This window comes from Rhodanobacter sp. C05 (genome assembly GCF_002001165.1).
GTDB lineage: Bacteria > Pseudomonadota > Gammaproteobacteria > Xanthomonadales > Rhodanobacteraceae > Rhodanobacter.
Map to the genome: position 1 here is coordinate 1 of NZ_MUNQ01000013.1, position 20,310 is coordinate 20,310.

19 protein-coding genes and 1 pseudogene are annotated in these 20,310 nt (G+C 62.6%); 5 read left to right on the plus strand and 15 right to left on the minus strand.

Annotation, left to right across the window (positions count from 1 at the left end; genetic code table 11):
• From B0E51_RS19880 to dnaA, 6 genes and pseudogenes are all read right to left on the minus strand, one after another.
• Positions 1-226, minus strand: a pseudogene (locus B0E51_RS19880) (energy transducer TonB); the annotation flags it as partial.
• 203 nt (positions 227-429) lie between these two features.
• Positions 430-1,809, minus strand: a complete 1,380-nt coding sequence (locus B0E51_RS12760; protein WP_343124666.1) for a tetratricopeptide repeat protein — start codon at positions 1,807-1,809, stop codon at positions 430-432.
• A 145-nt stretch (positions 1,810-1,954) separates the two neighbouring features.
• Entirely contained in the window at positions 1,955-4,387 is a 2,433-nt protein-coding gene (gene gyrB, locus B0E51_RS12765; RefSeq protein WP_077445285.1) for a DNA topoisomerase (ATP-hydrolyzing) subunit B, read from the minus strand.
• Between the two features lie 97 nt (positions 4,388-4,484).
• The gene (gene recF / locus B0E51_RS12770; RefSeq protein WP_077445286.1) at positions 4,485-5,564 is read right to left on the minus strand and encodes a DNA replication/repair protein RecF; all 1,080 of its coding nucleotides are present in this window, start codon (positions 5,562-5,564) and stop codon (positions 4,485-4,487) included.
• Between the two features lie 95 nt (positions 5,565-5,659).
• Entirely contained in the window at positions 5,660-6,760 is a 1,101-nt protein-coding gene (dnaN, locus tag B0E51_RS12775; RefSeq protein WP_077445287.1) for a DNA polymerase III subunit beta, read from the minus strand.
• Between the two features lie 255 nt (positions 6,761-7,015).
• Positions 7,016-8,350, minus strand: a complete 1,335-nt coding sequence (dnaA, locus tag B0E51_RS12780; protein WP_077445288.1) for a chromosomal replication initiator protein DnaA — start codon at positions 8,348-8,350, stop codon at positions 7,016-7,018.
• A gap of 190 nt (positions 8,351-8,540) precedes the next feature.
• Between dnaA and rpmH the strand changes: the two genes are divergently transcribed.
• From rpmH to mnmE, 4 genes are all read left to right on the plus strand, one after another.
• Complete coding sequence (gene rpmH / locus B0E51_RS12785; protein ID WP_008211413.1) at positions 8,541-8,675, plus strand: 50S ribosomal protein L34; 135 nt, start codon at positions 8,541-8,543, stop codon at positions 8,673-8,675.
• 14 nt (positions 8,676-8,689) lie between these two features.
• Positions 8,690-9,058 (plus strand): ribonuclease P protein component, encoded by a 369-nt coding sequence (gene rnpA / locus B0E51_RS12790; RefSeq protein ID WP_143525911.1) that lies wholly within the window; start codon positions 8,690-8,692, stop codon positions 9,056-9,058.
• Between the two features lie 96 nt (positions 9,059-9,154).
• Positions 9,155-10,879 (plus strand): membrane protein insertase YidC, encoded by a 1,725-nt coding sequence (gene yidC, locus B0E51_RS12795; RefSeq protein WP_077445289.1) that lies wholly within the window; start codon positions 9,155-9,157, stop codon positions 10,877-10,879.
• A gap of 75 nt (positions 10,880-10,954) precedes the next feature.
• Entirely contained in the window at positions 10,955-12,304 is a 1,350-nt protein-coding gene (gene mnmE, locus B0E51_RS12800; RefSeq protein WP_077445290.1) for a tRNA uridine-5-carboxymethylaminomethyl(34) synthesis GTPase MnmE, read from the plus strand.
• Here mnmE and rbsK read toward each other — a convergent pair whose 3' ends face one another.
• On the minus strand, positions 12,305-13,198 hold the full coding sequence (rbsK, locus tag B0E51_RS12805) for a ribokinase (protein WP_077445291.1): 894 nt from the start codon (positions 13,196-13,198) through the stop codon (positions 12,305-12,307).
• 116 nt (positions 13,199-13,314) lie between these two features.
• Positions 13,315-13,755, minus strand: coding sequence for a hypothetical protein (locus B0E51_RS12810; protein WP_143525912.1), 441 nt, complete (start codon positions 13,753-13,755; stop codon positions 13,315-13,317).
• 197 nt (positions 13,756-13,952) lie between these two features.
• On the opposite strand from B0E51_RS12810, the gene B0E51_RS12815 reads away from it, so the two are divergent.
• Positions 13,953-14,642: a glutathione S-transferase N-terminal domain-containing protein gene (locus B0E51_RS12815; protein WP_077445293.1), complete on the plus strand. Its 690-nt coding sequence runs from the start codon at positions 13,953-13,955 to the stop codon at positions 14,640-14,642.
• Positions 14,643-14,684: 42 nt separating this feature from the next.
• Here the strand turns inward: B0E51_RS12815 and B0E51_RS12820 are convergent, their stop codons facing one another.
• From B0E51_RS12820 to dapF, 7 genes are all read right to left on the minus strand, one after another.
• A complete protein-coding gene (locus tag B0E51_RS12820; protein WP_077445294.1) occupies positions 14,685-15,302 on the minus strand; it encodes a hypothetical protein in 618 nt (205 codons plus the stop codon).
• Positions 15,303-15,352: 50 nt separating this feature from the next.
• Positions 15,353-16,690 carry an ATP-dependent protease ATPase subunit HslU gene (gene hslU, locus B0E51_RS12825; RefSeq protein WP_077445295.1) on the minus strand — a complete coding sequence of 446 codons (1,338 nt, stop codon included), beginning with the start codon at positions 16,688-16,690 and terminating at the stop codon, positions 15,353-15,355.
• A gap of 127 nt (positions 16,691-16,817) precedes the next feature.
• A complete protein-coding gene (gene hslV, locus B0E51_RS12830; RefSeq protein ID WP_077445296.1) occupies positions 16,818-17,354 on the minus strand; it encodes an ATP-dependent protease subunit HslV in 537 nt (178 codons plus the stop codon).
• A 68-nt stretch (positions 17,355-17,422) separates the two neighbouring features.
• A complete protein-coding gene (locus tag B0E51_RS12835; protein WP_077445297.1) occupies positions 17,423-17,755 on the minus strand; it encodes a GlpM family protein in 333 nt (110 codons plus the stop codon).
• Positions 17,756-17,777: 22 nt separating this feature from the next.
• On the minus strand, positions 17,778-18,662 hold the full coding sequence (gene xerC / locus B0E51_RS12840; RefSeq protein WP_077445298.1) for a tyrosine recombinase XerC: 885 nt from the start codon (positions 18,660-18,662) through the stop codon (positions 17,778-17,780).
• A gap of 6 nt (positions 18,663-18,668) precedes the next feature.
• Positions 18,669-19,355, minus strand: coding sequence for a DUF484 family protein (locus B0E51_RS12845; protein WP_077445299.1), 687 nt, complete (start codon positions 19,353-19,355; stop codon positions 18,669-18,671).
• Between the two features lie 94 nt (positions 19,356-19,449).
• A complete protein-coding gene (dapF, locus tag B0E51_RS12850) occupies positions 19,450-20,298 on the minus strand; it encodes a diaminopimelate epimerase (RefSeq protein WP_077445300.1) in 849 nt (282 codons plus the stop codon).
• Between the last annotated feature and the right edge of the window lie 12 nt (positions 20,299-20,310).

Below are 20,310 nucleotides of genomic sequence, written 5' to 3' on the forward strand. Positions count from 1 at the left end.
TCGGCGGCTCCGGCGGCGGCGGCGGCGGCGGCGGCGGCGGTGGCGGCGGCTCGATGAAGTTCACCTGGACGATGTGTTCTTTCTCTTTGTGGTTCTGGTGCGGCGGAGCCATAGGCGCCACCAGCAACAGAAACGCAAACGCATGCAGCCCGATGGCAACTGCCAATGCCCAGGTGCGTTTCCAACTAAACGGCTCGCGCCCGATTTCTTCGTTACTTGAGGCCATCTGTCACTGTCTGGAGCTGATCAATCGGAAGAGAACGTTGCCGCAGGGCGTAACTCGAACTCGTCTGATGCCTTGACGGAGCTCGCCTCTGGGGAGACGCAGGGAAAGGTTTCAACGGTACAACAGCACATGGCTTTTGTATAGCACCTGCGGGGCAGATAGATGGACGTCCATCTGATCCATCAAAGCCAAAGTGCCCGAACTTATTTGCTGGCACTGACTTCCTTGAGTCGTGCTCTGGCTCTCTCGGCAGTATCCGGTTGCTGTTCGGCCTGCTTCAGGGCAGCAATCGCAGCAGATTTGTTTTTCAGTCCGACCTCGCTTTCGGCCAACTGCATGTACGCAGCACCCTTCTGCTTCACACCCTTGCCAATTCCCTGCTCGAGCATGCTTTTGGCCTGGCTGTACTTGTTCTCGCTCAACAGCAGTTGACCGGCACGCACGGCCGCCTCACCGTCCTTGGCTGTCGCCGAAGCCTTGCTGTAGGCGTCGATGGCCTTGCCGGTGTCGTCGGACATCTCGTAGGCCTGCCCGAACAGCATCTCATTATCCGAGCTGGAGGTGATCACACCCTTGCTCGTGCCTTCATCAAGCACCTGGATCGCCTTGAGCGCATTCGGTTTCGAATCGTCCATGGACTGACCTTCAATCAAGTACAGCTTGGCCAGATTCACGTAATTCGATTCCGTCTTGAGCGTGCCGTTGGCACGCGCTTTTTCCATTATCTGGATCGCTTCGGAATTCTTCTGTGCCTGTATCAGCACGGCGACAACATTATTGAGCGCCTCCGGATCATTCGGACTGGCGGCATACGCCTGTTGAGCCGCCTGCGCAGCCTGATCACCCTGCCCGGACTCGGCATAGCTGGCCATCAGAATCTGGTTCCAGCTCGCTTCCGGTTTGTCCGTCAGCGACTGCGCCTTCTTGATCGCGGCAATCGCTTCGGGGTACTTGCCCAGCCGATAGTCGGCATTGCCTTCGAGCGCGTAGGATTCGGCGGTTTCCCTCTTGCCCTCGGCACGCCACTTGGTGACGGTATCCAGTGCCGGCTGATATTCCTCATCGTTCAGCTGCAGCACTGCCAGCATGTATTCGATCTGGAAATAGTCATCGTTCGGCAAGATTCCGATGGCCAGGGATTTCTGGATGGTGACAATGGCTCCCTTGATGTCCCCATTCTCGTACTGAAGGTTGCCTAGTCCTTGCAATGCCTTGGACTGGGCATATTTGCTCTTGCTGCTGTCAACAACCCCCTGCAGGAGCTGTTGAGCTTTGGCCTTGTCGCCGTTGTTCAGCGCTTCCAGACCTGCATTGAGGGGCTTCTGATCTTTTTCGGTCAGATCGATCTTGGGTGCAACGCGGGTGGCATTCGGATACAACGCTTCCTGCTTGTCCTTCGACGAATGACTGTCGCTGGCCAACACTGGGTTGCCGGCCAGCAGCAGCAGCAAGGCTCCGCCTGCCAGCATCATGAACCCTCGAGCGTGCTTCATAAGTATTCCTTCGTATCGGTCGGCGCGCAGCGCAATGGCGCGGGGGATTACGGAGCGTAACCCGAGCAGGCAAGCGATAACAAGTCGCACTGCCGCATAAAAGATTGTTAAAAATCAATTACTTACAAATAGGCCCGCGCAAGAATGATGGCTTTCGCCCTGTCGTCGCGCATCCGGCACGGCCACCGGCAGCCACGCCTGCAAGATACAGGCGCAGCCCACGCCCAGGAGTGCTTCAGATATCCAGATTCGCCACCTTCAGCGCGTTCGCCTCGATGAAATCGCGACGCGGTTCGACCGCCTCACCCATCAGCATGGAGAACATCTGGTCGGCAGCGAAGGCATCCTCGATGCCGACCTGCAGCATGCGCCGGGTTTCCGGGTTCACCGTGGTTTCCCACAGCTGTTCCGGATTCATTTCGCCCAGGCCCTTGAAGCGCTGGATGGTGCGGCCCTTCTTGGCTTCGTCGAGCAACCAGCTGCGCACCTCGGCAAAGCTGGTGACACCACGCGAAGCGTTGCCCCGGCGCACCACCGCCTCGGGCCGGATCAAGCCGGCCAGTTGCTGGCTGGCGTTGAGGATCGGGCGGAATTCGGCACCGGCGAAGAACGGCTGTGGCAACAGCAGCGTGTGGCTGAGGCCGTGCTGGTCACGCACCACCTCGATTGCGGCCGGTTGTTCGCCGTGCGCCGGACGCAGCGAAAGTCTGTAGCGTGGCTTGCCCAGTCCGCTGGCAGCCAGCCGCTGCGCGGCACCGTCCAGCCAGGCCTGCATCGCGACCGGATCAGCCCACAGCGCCGCGCTGATCGATGTGTGCTCGATCAGCGCAGTGAGCACGCTGGTGTCGAAGCGGTGGCCGAGGCGGACGATCTGATCCAGCGCACTCTGGTAATCGCGCAGCAGTTTTTCCAGCGCCTCGCCGGTGATCGCCGGCGCGTTCGGATCGGCGATCAGTTCAGCATTGTCGACCGCATTGGAGATCAGGTAGGTATTGAGCGCCGCGTCGTCCTTCAGGTACAGCTCCTGCTTGCCCTGCTTGAGCTTGTACAGCGGGGGCAGGCCGATGTAGATGTGACCGCGCTCGATCAGCTCGGGCATCTGGCGGTAGAAGAACGTCAGCAGCAGGGTGCGGATGTGCGAGCCGTCGACGTCCGCATCGGTCATCAGGATGATGCGGTGATAGCGCAGCTTGTCCGGGTTGTACTCGTCCTTGCCGATGCCAGTGCCGAGCGCGGTGATCAACGTGCCGACCTCGGCCGAGGCCAGCATGCGGTCGAAACGCGCCTTCTCGACATTGAGGATCTTGCCCTTCAGCGGCAGCACGGCCTGGGTCTTGCGGTTGCGGCCTTGCTTGGCCGAGCCGCCGGCGGAATCACCCTCGACCAGGAACAGTTCGCACAGTGCCGGATCCTTCTCCTGGCAGTCGGCGAGCTTGCCGGGCAGGCCGGCGATGTCCAGCGCGCCCTTGCGGCGGGTCATCTCGCGCGCTTTGCGGGCCGCTTCACGGGCACGCGCGGCGTCGACCACCTTGGAGGCGATCGCCTTGGCCTCGTTCGGATGCTCCAGCAGGAATTCGCCGAGTTTCTCGTTGACGACCTGCTCGACCACCGTCTTGACCTCGGACGAGACCAGCTTGTCCTTGGTCTGCGAGGAGAACTTCGGGTCGGGGACCTTGACCGACAGCACGGCAATCATGCCTTCGCGCATGTCGTCGCCGGACAGTGTGACTTTGGCGTTCTTGGCCAGTCCGGACTTTTCGATGTAGCTCTGCAGCGAGCGGGTCAGTGCGGCGCGGAAACCGGTGAGATGGGTACCACCGTCGCGCTGCGGGATGTTGTTGGTGAAGCAGAACATCGTCTCCTGATAGGAGTCGGTCCACTGCATTGCCACTTCAACCGTGATGCCATCCTGTTCGGAGACCAGACTGATCACGTTCGGGTGCAGCGCGGTCTTCAGCTGTGCCAGATGCTGCACGAACGAGCGGATGCCGCCCTCGTAGGCGAACGTGTCATGCCGACCCTCGCCCCGCTCGTCATACAGGTCGATGGTGACGCCTGAATTGAGGAAGGCCAGCTCGCGCAGGCGCTTGGCCAGGATGTCGTAATGGAATTCGATGTTGCTGGTGAACGTGGCCGGGCTGGGCAGGAAGCGCACGAGGGTGCCGCGCTTGCTCGATGGACCGACCACTTTGAGCGGATACAGCGGCTCTCCAAGTGAGTATTCCTGCAGATGCTCAAAACCGTCGCGATAGATCGTCAACCACAGATGATCGCTCAGCGCATTGACTACCGAGACACCCACGCCGTGCAGGCCGCCGGAAACCTTGTACGAATTCGCATCAAACTTGCCGCCGGCATGCAGCACCGTCATCACCACCTCAGCGGTGGAACGACCCTCTTCCGGATGGGTGTCGACCGGAATGCCCCGGCCATTATCGCTGACGCTGACCGAACCGTCCTCCAGGATGGTGACCACCACGGTGTCGCAATAGCCGGCCAGCGCCTCATCGATCGCGTTGTCGACGACTTCAAACACCATGTGGTGCAGGCCGGTACCGTCATCGGTATCGCCGATATACATACCTGGGCGCTTGCGCACCGCTTCCAGACCCTTCAGGACCTTGATGTTGCTTGAATCGTAGTGGGATTCGTCGAGGGAGTCGTTCATGCGTTGACCGTTTCCTGGCGCCAGCGACCCGCCCGACACGGCGCCGTGAAAGGCCGGGCAAAGGGTTATGCAATCTTTGAGTGATGCAACCTTCCGATTATAGCAGGCGCGTCAGCTTGCCCTGTTCCACGTGGAACACTCGGGAAGGCAGTGTCTGCAAAGCCTGCGGTATCTCGGTTCCGGTCAAGAGCACCTGTGCGTTCGCCGTGGTCAATTGCGTCACCACGGCTACCTGATGGGCTTGATCGAGCTCGGAGGCGAGATCGTCCAGACACACCACCGGCCATTCGCCGCGGTGTTCCGCGTACAACTCGGCCTGTGCCAGCATGCAAGCCAGCGCGGTGAGTTTTTCCTGGCCACGCGAAAGGTGCTCACGCAGCGGCGCCTGTTCAAACGCGATTGACCAGTCAGCCCGATGTGCGCCAAGCGTCGTGTGCCCCCGTGCCAGATCCCTGCCCCGTTGTTCGCGCAGCTGCTGGGCCAGGTCCTGATCCTCGGACCAGCCACGGCGGTAACGCAGGTCCAACTGGCCCAGTTCCGGCAGCAATCCGGCGATGCTGGCAAGCAGCTTCGGACGCAGCAAGTCCAGATAGACGCGACGCTGCCGATCGATCTGATGCGCGCATTGCTCGAGTTCGGCCTCCCAGGGTGCGAACAACTCGTCCGCGGAGACCGTGGTCGAGCGCAGCAGGCTGTTTCGTTGTTTCAGTGCACGCTGGTACCGGCGCCAGCTGGACAGAAAATCGTGTTCCACGTGGAACACGCCCCAGTCGAGATAACGACGCCGCTCCTCAGCCGCACCGGCGATCAGCGCATGCGATCCCGGTTCAAAACAGACCACGGCGCATTCGTGCACCAGTTGTCCGATCGTCACGCTCTCGCCGTCCACCTTGGCTTCCCAACGGACTCCGTCTCGCCCGAGCCCCAACCGGCAGGTGCGTTCGTCTGCATGGCACAGTTCAGCGAACACCGAAAGTTGCGGCGTCCCTCGCTGCAACAAGGCTTCACGTGCGCCGCTGCGAAACGAGCGTGCATGAGAGAGCAGGAAGGCAGCTTCCAGCACGCTGGTCTTGCCGGCGCCGTTCGCACCCACAAACAGGTTGATGGCGGGATCCAGCGCAATGCTGATATCGCTCAGGCAGCGCAAGCCACGGATACGCAACTGCTCAAACCGCATTGCGAGACCACCACAAGCAAGAACGCCGGGGAACCTGATGGCATCCCCGGCGTTGCCTGGTTTTGTCGCCCATGGTGACTACCATGCGGCAGGTGTCAGAGCCGCAACGGCATGATGACGTGACGGGCCTGCTCGTTGTCGTGTTCCTGCACCAGGCAGCTGGATTGCGCATCGCGCAGGCTGAGTCGGGCCTTGTCGCCACGCAGAGCAGCCAAGGCATCGAGCAGGTAGCCCACGTTGAAACCGACGGCGAGATCCGAGACATGGGTGTCGGCTTCGACTTCTTCGACGGCCTCTTCCTGTTCCGGATTGTGCGCCACGATGCGCAGCTTGCCCGGTGACAACTCCAGCCGCACCCCGCGGTACTTCTCGTTGGAGAGAATCGCAGCGCGTTGCAGGGCACCCCGCAGCACCTCGCGGTCCAGCGTGGCGTTCTTGTCGGCACCCAGCGGGATCACCGCCTCGTAGTCGGGGAAACGGCCGTCGATGAGCTTGGAGGTAAACACCACATCGCCGCGCCGCACACGCAGGTGGTTGCGACCAAACTCCAGCTCGACCTGACCATCACCGGTTTCAAGCAGGCCGATCAGTTCGTTGACACCCTTGCGCGGAATGATGATCTGGCGACGGGTAGTCACCGAACTCTGCAGCTCGGTCTGTTTCATTGCCAAGCGATGACCATCGGTAGCCACGCAACGCAAAGTGTGTTCCTGCAGATCCAGCAGCATGCCGTTCAAGTAATAGCGCACGTCCTGGTTCGCCATCGCGAAAGCCGTGCGCTCCATCAGGTCGCGCAGGGCTTCCTCGGGCAGGCTGACCTTCTCGACCAGCTCGATTTCATCGATGGTGGGGAATTCGCTGGCAGGTAACGTAGTCAACGTGAAGCGGCTGCGTCCGGCGTTCAATGCCACCCGGTCGCCATTGAGCTTCAGCTCGATACGGGCGCCATCGGGAAGCGCACGTACGATATCGAACAGCTTGCGCGCGGGAATGGTGATCTCGCCGTCAACCAGTTTCTCGGCGTCGGCGGTAGCCACCATCTCGACCTCGAGATCGGTGCCCGTCATCGAGAGCCGGTTGTTGGCTACCTTGACCAACAGGTTGGCAAGCACGGGCAGCGTCTGGCGGCGTTCGACGACGCCCACCACCTGTTGCAGTGGCTTGAGCAGCGCTTCTCGTTGGATGCTGAATTGCATGGCTTGGCTTCCCCTTCTCTGCTGTTCTGTCTTTTAAAAGAAGTTTAGTGGTTGTAGTAGGTGCTGTGGGTAACTTTTTTTCTTCACTATTTCTTTAAAAATCAGTTGCTTGAATAAAAACTAGGCTGTGTCTGAAGCGGTGTTCTCGCGGTGGGCTATATGTGGATAACTTCAGGGGTGAATTCATCCACCCATTATCCACAGCTTCGGCTCCCGGTTATCCATAATTTTTGCGTGAACATCCGGAAACCGGATTTAACCAGTCAAGGTCCGGATCAACTGTTCCCAGTCCTGCCGCATGCGCGCATCGGTTTCGACAAACTTGCGGATCGTCTTGCAGGCGTGCATCACGGTCGTATGGTCGCGACCGCCGAATGCCTCGCCGATCTCCGGCAGGCTGTGCTCGGTCAGCTCTTTCGACAGCGTCATCGCAATCTGGCGCGGCCGCGCCAGCGAACGCACGCGACGCTTGGACAGCAGATCCTGCAGCCGCACGTTGAAATACTCGGCGGTGATCTTCTGGATGTTCGGGATGGTGATTGCCTGGGCATGCGTGGCCAGCAGATCGCGCAGGGTTTCCTCGGCAAAATCGGTGGTGATCGGCTTGCCGTAGAAATTCGCCCGCGCCGCCAGCGTGTTCAGGGCACCCTCGAGGTCGCGCACGTTGGAGCGGATGCGCTTGGCCAGCAGCATCGCCACGTTCTCGTCCACCGCGACGCCCTTTTCATGCGCCTTGGCCAGCAGGATCGCAGCCCGCGTCTCGAAGTCCGGCGGCTCGATCGCCACGCTCAGGCCCCAACCCAGCCGCGACTTCAGCCGTGGCTCCAGCTTGTCCACTTCCTTCGGATAGCGGTCGCAGGTGAGGATGATCTGCTGCTTGGACTCGAACAACGCATTGAAGGTGTGGAAGAACTCCTCCTGCGTGGTGTCCTTGCCGGCGAAGAACTGGATGTCGTCGATCAACAGCGCGTCGACCGAACGGAAGTGCCGCTTGAACTCATCCATGCTCTTGGTACGCAGCGCTTCGATCATCGAGCCGACGAACTGTTCCGAGCGCAGATACAGCACCTTGCAGTGCGGGTTGTGCTCGCGCATCAGGTTGCCGGCGGCGTGCATCAGGTGGGTCTTGCCCAGGCCGGTGCCGCCGTAGAGCAATAGCGGGTTGTAGGCGCGACCGGGATTTGTCGCCACCTGTATCGCGGCGGCCTTGCCCAGCTGGTTGGACTTGCCCTCGACGAAGGTTTCGAAGGTGTAGTGCGGATCCAGATTGTGGGTGAAGGCGGGCGCTGCCGGCTGTTCCGGCCTGGCTCGCGGCGCGGCAGCCGGCTTGGCCACCGACGCGGGTCGGGCCGAGCTGGAACCCACGTCCAGCCGCACCGGCCACGCTTGTCCGGTCAGATGCAGCAACACGGTCTCGATCTGCGGCAAGTAGCGCTCGCGTACGGTATCCAGGGTGTAGGAATTCGGTGCAAACAGCTGCAGACCGTCGGCCTCGTCACGCGCCTGCAATGGCATCAGCCAGGTATGCAGGTCTTCGGCGCTCAAATCGCCTTCGAGACGCTCAAGGCAGCGCCGCCACAGATCACTCATGGGTAAAATCAACCACTTAGCTTGGCGCTTGCGCGCGGAGAATGGGCTAGTCTAGCAGCAGCATCCGCATGGTCACCGTGAGATATCCACATGAGTATCCACAGGACAATGTCAAGCAGCATTTGACAGCGGTGCCGGATACCGGACATACTTTCTGACCTTTTTATCCACATTCCCTTCGGAGTAAGCCATGAAGCGGACCTTCCAGCCCAGCAAGCTCAAGCGCGCCCGCACGCACGGTTTCCGTGCCCGCATGGCCACCGCCGACGGTCGCAAGATCCTCAACGCGCGTCGCGCCAAGGGTCGCAAGCGCCTGATCCCGTAAACAGGCTGGCGAACATGCCAACCGCCGGGTTGCCGCGCGAGGCGCGGTTACGTCGGCCTGGTGAGTTTGCCGCCTTGCGGACAAGCAGCGGACGCGCAGGCGGCCGCTGTTTTCATTTGCGTTTTCGCGATAACGAACTGGGTCATGCCCGGCTCGGGCTGGCGATCTCCAAGCGTGTCTCCAAGCGCGCGGTGGAGCGCAACCGCATCAAGCGGCTGCTGCGCGAATCGTTCCGACGCATCCGTTACCAGTTGCCGGCGATCGACCTGATGGTGATGGCACGAGAGCAGGCGGCCGGTGTACCGGGTCAGCAACTGCTGATCGAACTCGACGGGTTGTGGAAAAAACTGCTGGCAAACCGGCCCGAGCCGTCCAGCCATTGAAGCGGGCGGATGCCGCCGCCACAATCGTACGTTGACCTTTTCCTTTTGCCCTCCGCGGCGTTCAACAGTCGTGGCGTTACCCGGATTTGCTACGCGATGAATCAAACGCGCACCTTCCTCATGTTCGCCCTGATGGCCACGGCCTACTTCCTGTTCCTGGCCTGGGAGAAGGATTACGCGCCGCCGCCGCCGGCAGCAGTCGCCAGCGCGTCGTCCAGCGCAAGCGCCGATGGCAGCGTGCCGGGCGCCATCCCGTCGGCCAGTGCGGCATCCGGCAAGGTCGCCGCGATCGGCGGTGATGCCGTCAATGCCAGCCAGACACCGGCACAGCTGGTTTCCATCACCACCGACGTGCTGCACCTGACCGTGGACACGCGTGGCGGCAGCGTGGTGCATGCGGATCTGCTGGCGTACCCGAACGCACCACGTACCCGCAAGGAGCCAATGCCGGCTCCGACGGTGCTGCTGGATAACGACCCGGCAGAATACTTCGTGGCGCAGAACGGTCTGGTCAGCAGCAGCGACACGGCTGCGCAGGACCAGCCGAACCACCAGGCCGTATTCCAGAGTGCGAAGACGTCATACACGCTGGCCGAGGGACAGGACGAACTGAAGGTCGACCTGTCCTGGCAGGACACGGCAGGCCTCAAGGTCACCAAGACCTACAGCTTCAAGCGCGGCAGTTATGTGATCGGCTTGAGCCAACACATCGACAACGGTGGCAGCCAGCCGTGGACCGGCAATGCCTACCAGCAGCTGCTGCGGGTCGCGCCTCCGGCGGCCGGCAACTGGCTGACCAATATGTCCCACCCGGAGTCGCGCAGCTTCCAAGGTGCCGCCTGGTACACCGGCGAGAAATTCCAGAAATTGTTGTTCAAGGATTTCAAGGAACCGAAGGATCAACTCGACAGCCAGATCAAGGGTGGCTGGGCAGCGATGCTGCGGCTCTACTTCTTTGCCGCGTGGATCCCGCCGGCCGACCAGACCGATCACTACACCACCGACACGATCAACCCCGACAGTGCGCAGCCGCGCTACCTGATCCGTGCGGTTGGCCCGTCCTTCAGCGTGGCGCCGGGTCAGAGCACTACCAGCGAGGCGCGCCTCTACCTCGGTCCGAATGTGCAGGGCACGCTGGACGCGGTCGCGCCGGGGCTGGATCTGACCATCGACTACGGCATGTTCAAGCTGATCGCCGTGCCGATGCATGGCGTGTTGTCCTTCCTGGATGGGATCGCGCACAACTGGGGCGTGGCGATCATCCTGCTGGTGCTGCTGATCAAGGGCGTGACCTGGAAGCTGACGGCAGTGCAATACAAGTCCAGCGCCAAGATGCGCAAGCTGGCGCCGCGCATCCAGGCGCTCAAGGAGCGTTACGGCGACGACAAGCAGAAGATGCAGCAAGCCACCATGGAGCTGTACAAGAAGGAAAAGGTCAACCCGATGGGCGGCTGCCTGCCGGTACTGATCACCATGCCGGTGTTCTATGGCCTGTATTACGTACTGACCTACAGCCTGGAACTGCGTCATGCGCCGTTCCTGTGGATCCCCGACTTGAGCGCGCACGACCCGCTCTACATCCTGCCGATCATCTACGCGCTGGTGATGCTGGGCACGCAATGGTTGAACCCGGCTGCTGCGGGCATGGATCCGGCCCAGGCCAAGATGATGAAGGTCATGCCGCTGCTGTTCACGGTGATGTTCGCGTTCTTCCCGGCCGGCCTGTGCCTGTATTACGCGGTCAACGGTCTGGTCGGTCTGGGTCAGCAGTGGTGGGTAACCCATCACGTCGATCGCGAGGAAACCGCCAAGGCGGTCTGAGCGTCGTTCAAGCAACACACCGTCAGCCGCGATCGGGTCACCGTCGCGGCTGACTTCGTTTAGAGTCAGCGCATCATGTCCGACCATACCGCCGAGACGATTGCCGCGATTGCCAGCGCTCCCGGTGCTGCCGGTGTCGGGGTGGTGCGCGTGTCGGGCCCCAAGGTGCCGGCGATCGCGCAGGTCTTGCTCGGCCGTGCACCGCAACCGCGCCATGCGCATTTTGCCGCGTTCCGTGATTCTGCCGGCACCCTGCTCGACCGCGGTCTGCTGCTGCATTTCCCTGCCCCCGCTTCGTATACCGGCGAACATGTGCTGGAACTGCAAGGTCACGGCAGTGCCGTACTGCTCGATCTGCTGTTGCGCCGCGTATGCGAACTCGGCGCGCGACTGGCGCGACCCGGCGAATTCACCGAGCGCGCCTTCCTCAACGGCAAGCTCGACCTGGCCCAGGCCGAAGCCGTCGCCGACCTGATCGCCGCGCGCTCGCAGGCTGGCGCACGCGCCGCGTTGCAATCGATGGAAGGCGTGTTCTCGCGCAAGGTCGAGGCACTCCTGCGGGCGCTGATCACGCTGCGCGTGCATATCGAGGCCGCGATCGACTTTCCCGAAGAAGAAATCGACTTCCTCGCTGATCCGGCGATCAGCCGCCAGCTCGAAACGTTGCGCGCGGAACTGACCATACTGCTGCGCGAAGCTCAGCGCGGCCTGCGCCTCAACGATGGCTTGCGCGTGGCGATCATCGGCCGTCCCAATGCCGGCAAATCCAGCCTGCTGAATGCCCTGGCCGGCAGCGATCGCGCCATCGTCACGCCGATCGCCGGCACCACCCGCGACGTGCTGCGCGAAAGCCTCAGCCTCGACGGCATCGCGCTGGAACTGGCCGATACTGCAGGATTGCGTGAGACCGACGACGAAATTGAACGCGAAGGTGTACGCCGCGCACATGGCGAACTGCAACGCGCCGATGTGGCCGTGCTGGTTACCGTCGCCGAACACGCTGATTCCGATCTCGCCCTGCTTGGCACCCTGCCGACCACGGTCGAACGGCTGGTGCTGATCAACAAGATCGACCGCGATGCTCATGCGGGCCCACATCATGAATCGCGTGATGGTGTGCCATGGCTGTGGGCATCGGCAAAAACCGGCGCAGGTCTCGACACCCTGCGCGACCACCTCAAGCAACTTGCCGGTGCCGGTAGCGGCGAAGGCACGTTCAGCGCCCGCCGCCGCCATGTGCAGGCACTCGAACAAGTGCAAGCCCATCTCGATCATGCGGCCAGCGTGCTGGCCCGTAGTCGCGCCGGTGAACTGGCTGCCGAGGAATTTCGCCATGCCCAGCACGCGCTCGGCGAAATCACCGGAAGCTACAGCAGCGACGATCTGCTTGGAGCGATCTTCGGTTCGTTCTGTATTGGCAAGTGATCAGCCACTACGGGCCAGCAGGTCTTCCACTTCGTGCAGCTGTGGCATGCCGCCCTGTGCGCCCAGCTTGCCGACCGACAGTGCGGCGGCAGCGCAGGCCTTGCGCACGGCTGTAGCCAAGCCTTCATGCAGGAAGGCCGCGAGCGCGGCGTTGAAGGTGTCGCCGGCGCCGGTGCTGTCGACCACATCGACCTGGAAACCGGATTGATGGATCGGTTCGCCCTGTTCGCGATACCACGCGCCTTCGGCGCCGCGGGTGAGCACGACAGGGCATGGCGCGCGCCGCATCAATGCACGGAAATCTTCGGTGGGAACAGCGCCGAGCAAGATGGCGAGTTCGTGCTGGTTCGGTGTGACATAGCGAGCGAGCTTCAGCCAATCCACGGGCAGTTTTTGCGCGGGCGCAGGGTTGAGGATCACCGGCACGCCGAGTCGATGGCCGAGCCGCAAGGTGGCTTCCACGGTCTCCAGTGGAATCTCCATTTGCACCAAGACCGCATCGGCGCGGGCGATCAATGCCTGCGCCTGCTCGACTTGCGTCGGAGTCACGCGCGCGTTTGCGGCGGGGACCACGATGATCTGGTTCTCGCCATTGGCGACGGTGATCGAGGCGGTACCGCTGGCGCAATCATCGAGCTGGATGGTGTGGGTAAGAACAATGCTTTCGGCAACCAGCCCCTGGCGCAGTTGTTGACCGAACGCGTCAGCGCCGGTGGCGCCGACCAGCGCCACTTCGGCGCCCAGTCGAGCCGCGGCCACCGCCTGGTTCGCACCCTTGCCGCCTGGCACGGTGAGAAAGCGTTCGCCGAGAATGGTTTCACCGGGGCCGACGAAACGCGGCGCCTGGGTGACCAGATCCATGTTGATGCTGCCGACGACAACGATACGGGTCATGAGATCCCAGGCCGACCTGTTCGAGAAAGGGTCGAGCATAAGCGATTGCGTCGTGCAGTAAAGGCGAAGGGCCGGCAATGAGCCGGCCCTTCGATGGAGGTGCGAGCAGGGTTGTCTTACTGTTTGTCGGAATCGTCGTCGGTCGAACTCTTCTTGTCCTGACGACGCTGCATGGCCTGTTGTTCCATCTGCTGGTATTGCTGCTTCTGGTTGTCGGTGAGCACGGCCTGCAGCTGGGTGTTGCTGTCCTGCATGATCGAGCGCATTTTCGCGCGGCGATCGCGCGGCGCGAGCGTGTCATCCGCGCGCAACTGCTGCATCTGCTGCTGCCGGTTCTGCAGGATCGGCTCGATCTTGGCCGCCTGTGCCGGCGTCAGCTGGAGCTTGCGGCTGAGCCGCGCGATCTGGCGTTGCGGATCGGGTGCCTGGTGCGACGGCTTCATGGATGCCGCGTCGGTGGAAGCGGTGCTGTCCTGGAACGGCTGTGCCATGACGGTGCCGGTGCCGGCGATACCCAGGGCGAAGCCGAGCAAGGCAAGGCGAAGAACAGGTTTCATCGCGAGATCTCCAGAATGAGTGGGCAACAAACCCCGAACGCGAGACCAGACACAAGCGTTGACCCGGGTTTTCCGATTTCATCGCCATGCCTTGCGGTGGCCACACCATATCGAGATGAAGCCGGGCAATCAGCGCTTGAAACATGCAGTGCCGCCCCGATCCTTTACTCGCTGCCACCGTTGTCGAGGATATAGCGATGATCGAACTGCATTACTGGCCAACCCCGAACGGTCACAAGATCACGATGTTCCTTGAGGAGGCGGGGCTGCCGTATGAGATCAGGCCGGTGAACATCGGCAAGGGGGAGCAGTTCAAGCCGGAGTTCCTGCGGATATCACCGAACAACCGGATGCCGGCGATCGTCGATCGTGCGCCGACGGATGGCGGTGCGCCGATCAGCGTGTTCGAGTCTGGCGCGATCCTGCAATATCTGGCGGAGAAGAACGATCGCTTCCTGCCGCTCGATCCGCGCGGCCGCGCCACGGCAATGGAATGGTTGTTCTGGCAGGTAGGTGGACTCGGTCCGATGCTGGGACAGAACCATCACTTCAACCGTTATGCGCCGGAGAAGATTCCTTACGCGATCGAACGCTATGTCAACGAAACCCATCGTTTGTACGGAGTATTGAATAGACGTCTGGATGGCCGGAGGTTCATTGCTGGTACGGAGTACACGATTGCCGACATGGCGGCCTATCCGTGGATCGTGCCGCATGAGGCGCAGGGCATGACGCTGGTGGAATTCCCGCATCTCAAGATCTGGTTCGAGGCGATCCGCGAACGAGCAGCGACGCAACGCGCGTATGCGATCGGCGAAACGGTCAAGGAACAGACCGACCTTCGCACGGACGAAGAGGCGCGCAGGATTTTGTTCGGACAAAGATAGCGCTACAGGACGAACCGGTAGTGCGGAAAGGGAAGTCCGCGCTCAGTGCGCGCGGCCGATCCCGGAGTCGTCACCCTGTTCCAGGGCCGGTGCCGGGCCAGCCACCGCCAGTAGCGACTGCGCGTAGCTGTCCTCGATGCTGACGGTGGATACCTCGTCCCAGCTGAAGAACGAAGCCTCACGCATCCATTCCGCATCGGGGCTGAGTTCCTGCATGTAGAAACCATCGTCGTCGACGCTGACCAGCCGGCCGATGTAGCAGACCTCGGCTTCGTCCTCGCTGTCCACGTGCACGCCGATCACCGGAGCCTGCGCACCGGCGGCCTGGATCACTTCGCGGATATTGTCCAGCGGGAATCCGCGTGGCGGACGCGGCAGGATGTGCTTCAACGCCAGGGCCTTCTCGAAGAACACATGGTGCTTGTCCGGCGACTCCAGCTCGGAGATGTCACGGTGACGCATCACGTACATGCCGTCGTAGGTGATGCCGTCGCCGACTACCCACAGCAGGAAGAACTCGCGCCCGACACCGCCCACGTAACCGCAGAAACTGCCGTGCTCGAGATCCTCGCGCCACAACCGCACCAGCGTCTGCTTCTGCTGCGCTTCACGCAGCTGGGCACGCTGGCCGGTGTTTTTCAATTCGATGATGTTGGTCACGGTGCCATTTTAACAGATCGGTCCGACTCGCTTGTTTACAGGATGTAGCGTTACAGAATGTAGCGGCTGAGGTCTTCGTTCTGGACCAGGCTACCGAGGCTGTTGTCTACATGTTCGGCGTCGATCTTGTAACTTTCGCCGGATTTGTCTGCAGCTTCGTAGGAGATTTTTTCGAGCAAGCGTTCCATCACGGTATGCAGCCGGCGCGCGCCGATGTTTTCGGTGCGCTCGTTCACCTGGAATGCCACCTCGGCCAGCCGGTCGATGCCCGAATCGGTGAATTCGATCGTCACCCCTTCGGTGCCAAGCAGGGCGACGTACTGCTTGGTCAGCGCATTGTGCGGTTCGCGCAGGATCCGCTTGAAGTCGCCGACCGACAGCGCGGACAACTCGACGCGAATCGGCAACCGGCCCTGCAGCTCCGGAATCAGGTCCGACGGCTTGGCCAGCGAAAATGCACCCGAAGCGATGAACAGCATGTGGTCGGTCTTGATCGGACCATACTTGGTCGACACCGTGGAACCTTCCACCAGCGGCAGCAGGTCGCGCTGCACGCCTTCGCGACTGACACCGGCATGGCCGTGGTCGCCGCGCTGGGCGACCTTGTCGATCTCGTCGATGAACACGATGCCATTCTGCTCGGCCGCCTCCATCGCCTGCGCGCGGATTTCCTCGTCGTTGAGCAGCTTGCCGGCTTCCTCGTCGATCAGCAGCGGGCGCGCCAGCTTGATTGCCAACTTCCGTTGTTGCGTCTTGGCGCCGCCGATGTTCTGGAACATCTGGCGCAGCTGCGCACCCATCTCCTCCATGCCCGGCGGCGACATGATCTCGACGCCCACGTTCATGGCGAAGTCCAGCTCGATCTCGCGTTCGTCCAGCGTGCCCTCGCGCAGCTGCTTGCGCAGCTTCTGGCGGGTGTCGCTGTCGATCGCCGGTGTGGCGGTGTCGTGGCTCCAGTCGGTCGGTGTCTGCCGGCGCGGCAGCAGGGCGTCGAGGATGCGGTCTTCGGCGCGATCCTCGGCTTGTGTGCGCACGCGCTTGATCGCATGCTCGCGAGTCAGTTTGTAAGCCACATCCGCAAGATCACGGATGATCGACTCGACGTCCTTGCCGACGTAACCGACCTCGGTGAATTTGGTCGCCTCGACCTTCACGAACGGTGCGTTTGCCAGCGTGGCGAGGCGGCGCGCGATCTCGGTCTTGCCCACGCCGGTCGGGCCGATCATCAGGATGTTCTTCGGCGTGATCTCGTTGCGCATTTCCGGCGGAAGCTGCATGCGCCGCCAGCGGCTGCGCAGCGCTACCGCCACGGCACGCTTGGCGTCGTGCTGGCCGATGATGTAGCGGTCGAGTTCGTTGACGATTTCGCGCGGGGTGAGTTCGGACATGGTCTTCGCCGGGAATGGGTATTTGGGCCGTCATTTCGGCGAAAGCCGGAATCCAGTGTGGTTGCCTTTGAAGTCGCTGGATCCCGGCTTTCGCCGGGATAACGATGAAGATGGCTTTCGCGTGTGGCTACAGCTCTTCGATACTGACGTTGTGATTGGTATAGATGCAGATGTCGCCGGCGATCTTCAGCGCCTTCTCGACGATGGTGCGTGCATCCAGTTCGGTGTTTTCCAGCAGTGCCAGCGCGGCCGACTGCGCGAACGGGCCACCGGAACCGATCGCGATCAGGCCGTGTTCGGGCTCCACCACGTCGCCATTACCGGAAATCAGCAGCGAGGTTTCCTTGTCGGCGACCGCCAGCATCGCCTCGAGCCGACCGAAGCGGCGGTCGGTGCGCCATTCCTTGGCCATCTCCACCGCGGCGCGGGTGAGGTTGCTGTTGTGCTTTTCGAGTTTCTGCTCGAACAGTTCGAACAGAGTGAATGCATCGGCGGTGGCGCCGGCGAAACCGGCCACCACGTCACCGCTCTTGCCGAGCCGGCGCACCTTGCGCGCGTTGCCCTTCATCACCGTATTGCCGAGCGTGACCTGGCCGTCGCTGCCGATCACGACTCGACCCTCGCGACGCACGCAGACGATGGTGGTGGCGTGGAAGGATTCCATGAGAACTCCGCAGTAAGTCGATTCCGCTGAGGTGGGGCTGCGCCGGCGCGAATCCAAGCGGCGGCAGCTCAGCGACGGTTCCACAACAACACGGCAACCGCTGCGAAGATGCACCACACCAGCAGGGCGCCGGCGAGCGCCGGCAACAGGCGCATGCGGTCGACCAGCCAGTACAGCGCCAGCAGGTAAGCCACATAAGGCACTATCGCCCACAGGCCGAACACGATGGTGGCCTTGAGCTCGGCGTTGCCGCGCTCGCTGCCCACTACGTAATGGGCCATCAGCGCGAAGGTGGGGAACAGCGGCAGCAGGCCGGCAATGTAGTAGTTGCGGGTGCGTGCCAGCAGGCCGATCAGCAGCACCATCAGTGCGCCAATCAGTGATTTGATCAGCAGGCTCATGCGCGGGCCGGTCCGATGGCGATCATTTGCGTCGTGCGCGGGGATGCGCTGCGTCGTACACCTTGGCCAGATGCTGGAAGTCCAGGTGGGTGTAGATCTGCGTAGTGGCGATGTCGGCGTGGCCGAGCAGTTCCTGCACCGCGCGCAGATCACCGGAGGATTCCAGCATGTGGCTGGCGAAAGTGTGACGCAGCAGATGCGGATGGATGTGCTTCGGGATGCCCTGCTGCAGCGCCAGCTTGTTCATGCGCAGCTGTACCGTGCGCGGGTTGATCGGCGCGCCGCCGCGACCGCGGAAGACCGCGCCGTCTGCCGGCATGCCTTGCTCCGCACCGAGTGCGCGCAACGCGGCGATCGCGTGCCGGCCGACCGGGACGATGCGGGTCTTGCTGCCCTTGCCAAGTACACGCACTTCGCCGTCATCCAGCTTGAGGTCGGCCCAGCGCAGGCTTACCAGTTCGGATAGGCGCAGGCCGCTTGAATAGAACAGCTCCAGCATCGCGCGGTCGCGAACGGCCAGTTTGCCGCCGCTGTCCGTTTCGACCAACGCACCGGCTTCGTCCACGTCGAGCACCTGCGGCAGCTTGCGGCGCACCTTGGGACCGCGCACACCGAGCAGCGGATCGCTGGCCAGCAGGCCCTCGCGGCTGAGCTGGCGGAACAGGCTGCGGCAGGACGACAGCAGGCGCTGCAGACTCTTCGGCGCCAGTCCGCCGCGGTGTTCGCCGGCGACGAAGCTGCGCATCCGGTTCGGGTCGAGTACATCGAACGAAGCCAGCTGCTGGGCCTGCATGAAACGCAGCAGCTTGGCCAGGTCACGCCGGTAACCGTCGACGGTGTGTGGCGAGGCCTGCCGCTCGCCGGCGAGACGGGCGAGCCAGTGCTCGACCTGTTGCTCAGGCGTCATCGCGTCTCAGGAGACATCCCGCGCACGTGCCAGGGCGGCGGTGATGGTGGCGGCGATCATCTTCAGGAACAGTGTGCCCATGCCCGGCTGGAAGCGGTCCGGGCTGTGGCTGCCGATCGCCAGGATGCCGGCGTCGCCCAGCCGCATCATCGCGACCGAGCGGATCTGCCCGGCATCGGCACCGAACAGCCGGTTGAGCTTTTCGTTGGACAGGCGCCCGGAGACGGGTTCGTTGTGCTGCAGGAAGTCGGCAAACTCCGGCAGCGCGGTGGCGCCGCCGGCCACTTGTTGCAGCCAGTCGGCGCGCGGCAACTGCGGCTCGTCACCGAACAGCATCAAGCTCACCTGTTCGGTGTGGAAATCCGCGCTGAGCTTGGCCATCACGGTGCGCGCGGTCACCTCCAGCGTGTTCGCGCGCAGCAGAGCCACGGTGAGCGCATGCACACGTTCCATCAGCTTCTCGTTCTCGGCGGCGATCTCGATGAGTTCGGCCAACCGGCGTTCCAGTTCGGAATTCTTGTCGCGCAGGCTTTGCAGCTGGTACACCGCCAGCGACGACACCGCACCCTGCTCGCGCGGCATCGTCAGCTTCGCTGCCAGATCAGGGTATTCGCTGAGGAACTCCGGGTGACGCTTCAGATAGGCCGCGACCACGCGAGCCTGGGTGGCGTCATCAAGCAGGGTTGCGGTCATGCGCGAATGTCCTCGAACCGGTGCGGAGCAAGCTGGGAAGGCATGCCGTCAGGCTGGAGTGTGCGATGGACGCGGGCGCGCTTCAACCGCTGCGTCAAGCGGTGAGGGCGGGAACCGTCCATTCGCCCTCGAAAGCGAACGCGGCCGGGCCGGTCATCCAGAGGGCATGACCAGGGCCGGCCCAGTCGATCCGCAGGGTGCCGCCGGGCAGTTCCACCAGGACCCGGTCGTCGACTTCGGCACGCTGATGCAGCACGGCCATTGCGGCGCAGGCTCCGGTGCCGCAGGCCAGCGTCCAGCCGGCGCCGCGCTCGTGCACGCGCAGGCGCAGGTGGCCGCGGTCGACGCGCTGCACAAAACCCGCGTTGGCACCCTGCCCAAAGCGACTGTGGCCGGACAGCAGCGGCCCAAGCCGCTGCAGCTCGGGTGCGTGCAGGTCGGGCACGGTCACCACCACATGCGGATTGCCCATCGACACCGCACCGATTTCCAGCGTGTGGTCACCTGTCTCGATCAAGTAGTGATCGGCGGCCGACGCTGCCGTCAACGGGATCCGGGCCGGTTCAAACACCGGCTCGCCCATGTCCACGGTGACTTCGTGGGCACCGAGCAGGCGCACCGTCACCCGGCCGGACGGACTCTCGATCAAGACATTCTCGCCAAGCGTCAGGGCGCCTTCGCGATGCAGCCACGCCGCTACGCAGCGCACACCGTTGCCGCACTGGCCCGAGGGCGAGCCGTCGGCGTTCCAGATGCCGTAATAGAACGCGCAGGACGGATCACGTGCCGGCTCCACGCTCAGCAGCTGGTCGAAACCCACACCGGTATGCCGGTCGGCCAGCGCGCGGATTTGCGTGGCGTTCAGCGGGAAATGACGTTGCCGGCAATCCAGCACGACAAAGTCGTTGCCGATGCCATGCATTTTCGAGAAATGCAGTTGCATGGTTTGGCCGAG

What these genes read in the sequence shown, in the direction of transcription:
- B0E51_RS12845 (WP_077445299.1), bottom strand. Translation starts at nt 19,355, where the DNA reads ATGACCGCAACCCTGCTTGATGACGCCACCCAGGCTCGCGTGGTCGCG.
- B0E51_RS12810 (WP_143525912.1), bottom strand. Translation starts at nt 13,755, where the DNA reads ATGAAACCTGTTCTTCGCCTTGCCTTGCTCGGCTTCGCCCTGGGTATC.
- yidC (WP_077445289.1), top strand. Translation starts at nt 9,155, where the DNA reads ATGAATCAAACGCGCACCTTCCTCATGTTCGCCCTGATGGCCACGGCC.
- dnaA (WP_077445288.1), bottom strand. Translation starts at nt 8,350, where the DNA reads ATGAGTGATCTGTGGCGGCGCTGCCTTGAGCGTCTCGAAGGCGATTTG.
- B0E51_RS12835 (WP_077445297.1), bottom strand. Translation starts at nt 17,755, where the DNA reads ATGAGCCTGCTGATCAAATCACTGATTGGCGCACTGATGGTGCTGCTG.
- hslV (WP_077445296.1), bottom strand. Translation starts at nt 17,354, where the DNA reads ATGGAATCCTTCCACGCCACCACCATCGTCTGCGTGCGTCGCGAGGGT.
- dnaN (WP_077445287.1), bottom strand. Translation starts at nt 6,760, where the DNA reads ATGCAATTCAGCATCCAACGAGAAGCGCTGCTCAAGCCACTGCAACAG.
- recF (WP_077445286.1), bottom strand. Translation starts at nt 5,564, where the DNA reads ATGCGGTTTGAGCAGTTGCGTATCCGTGGCTTGCGCTGCCTGAGCGAT.
- dapF (WP_077445300.1), bottom strand. Translation starts at nt 20,298, where the DNA reads ATGCAACTGCATTTCTCGAAAATGCATGGCATCGGCAACGACTTTGTC.
- hslU (WP_077445295.1), bottom strand. Translation starts at nt 16,690, where the DNA reads ATGTCCGAACTCACCCCGCGCGAAATCGTCAACGAACTCGACCGCTAC.
- B0E51_RS12815 (WP_077445293.1), top strand. Translation starts at nt 13,953, where the DNA reads ATGATCGAACTGCATTACTGGCCAACCCCGAACGGTCACAAGATCACG.
- mnmE (WP_077445290.1), top strand. Translation starts at nt 10,955, where the DNA reads ATGTCCGACCATACCGCCGAGACGATTGCCGCGATTGCCAGCGCTCCC.
- rnpA (WP_143525911.1), top strand. Translation starts at nt 8,690, where the DNA reads ATGCCAACCGCCGGGTTGCCGCGCGAGGCGCGGTTACGTCGGCCTGGT.
- rpmH (WP_008211413.1), top strand. Translation starts at nt 8,541, where the DNA reads ATGAAGCGGACCTTCCAGCCCAGCAAGCTCAAGCGCGCCCGCACGCAC.
- xerC (WP_077445298.1), bottom strand. Translation starts at nt 18,662, where the DNA reads ATGACGCCTGAGCAACAGGTCGAGCACTGGCTCGCCCGTCTCGCCGGC.
- rbsK (WP_077445291.1), bottom strand. Translation starts at nt 13,198, where the DNA reads ATGACCCGTATCGTTGTCGTCGGCAGCATCAACATGGATCTGGTCACC.
- gyrB (WP_077445285.1), bottom strand. Translation starts at nt 4,387, where the DNA reads ATGAACGACTCCCTCGACGAATCCCACTACGATTCAAGCAACATCAAG.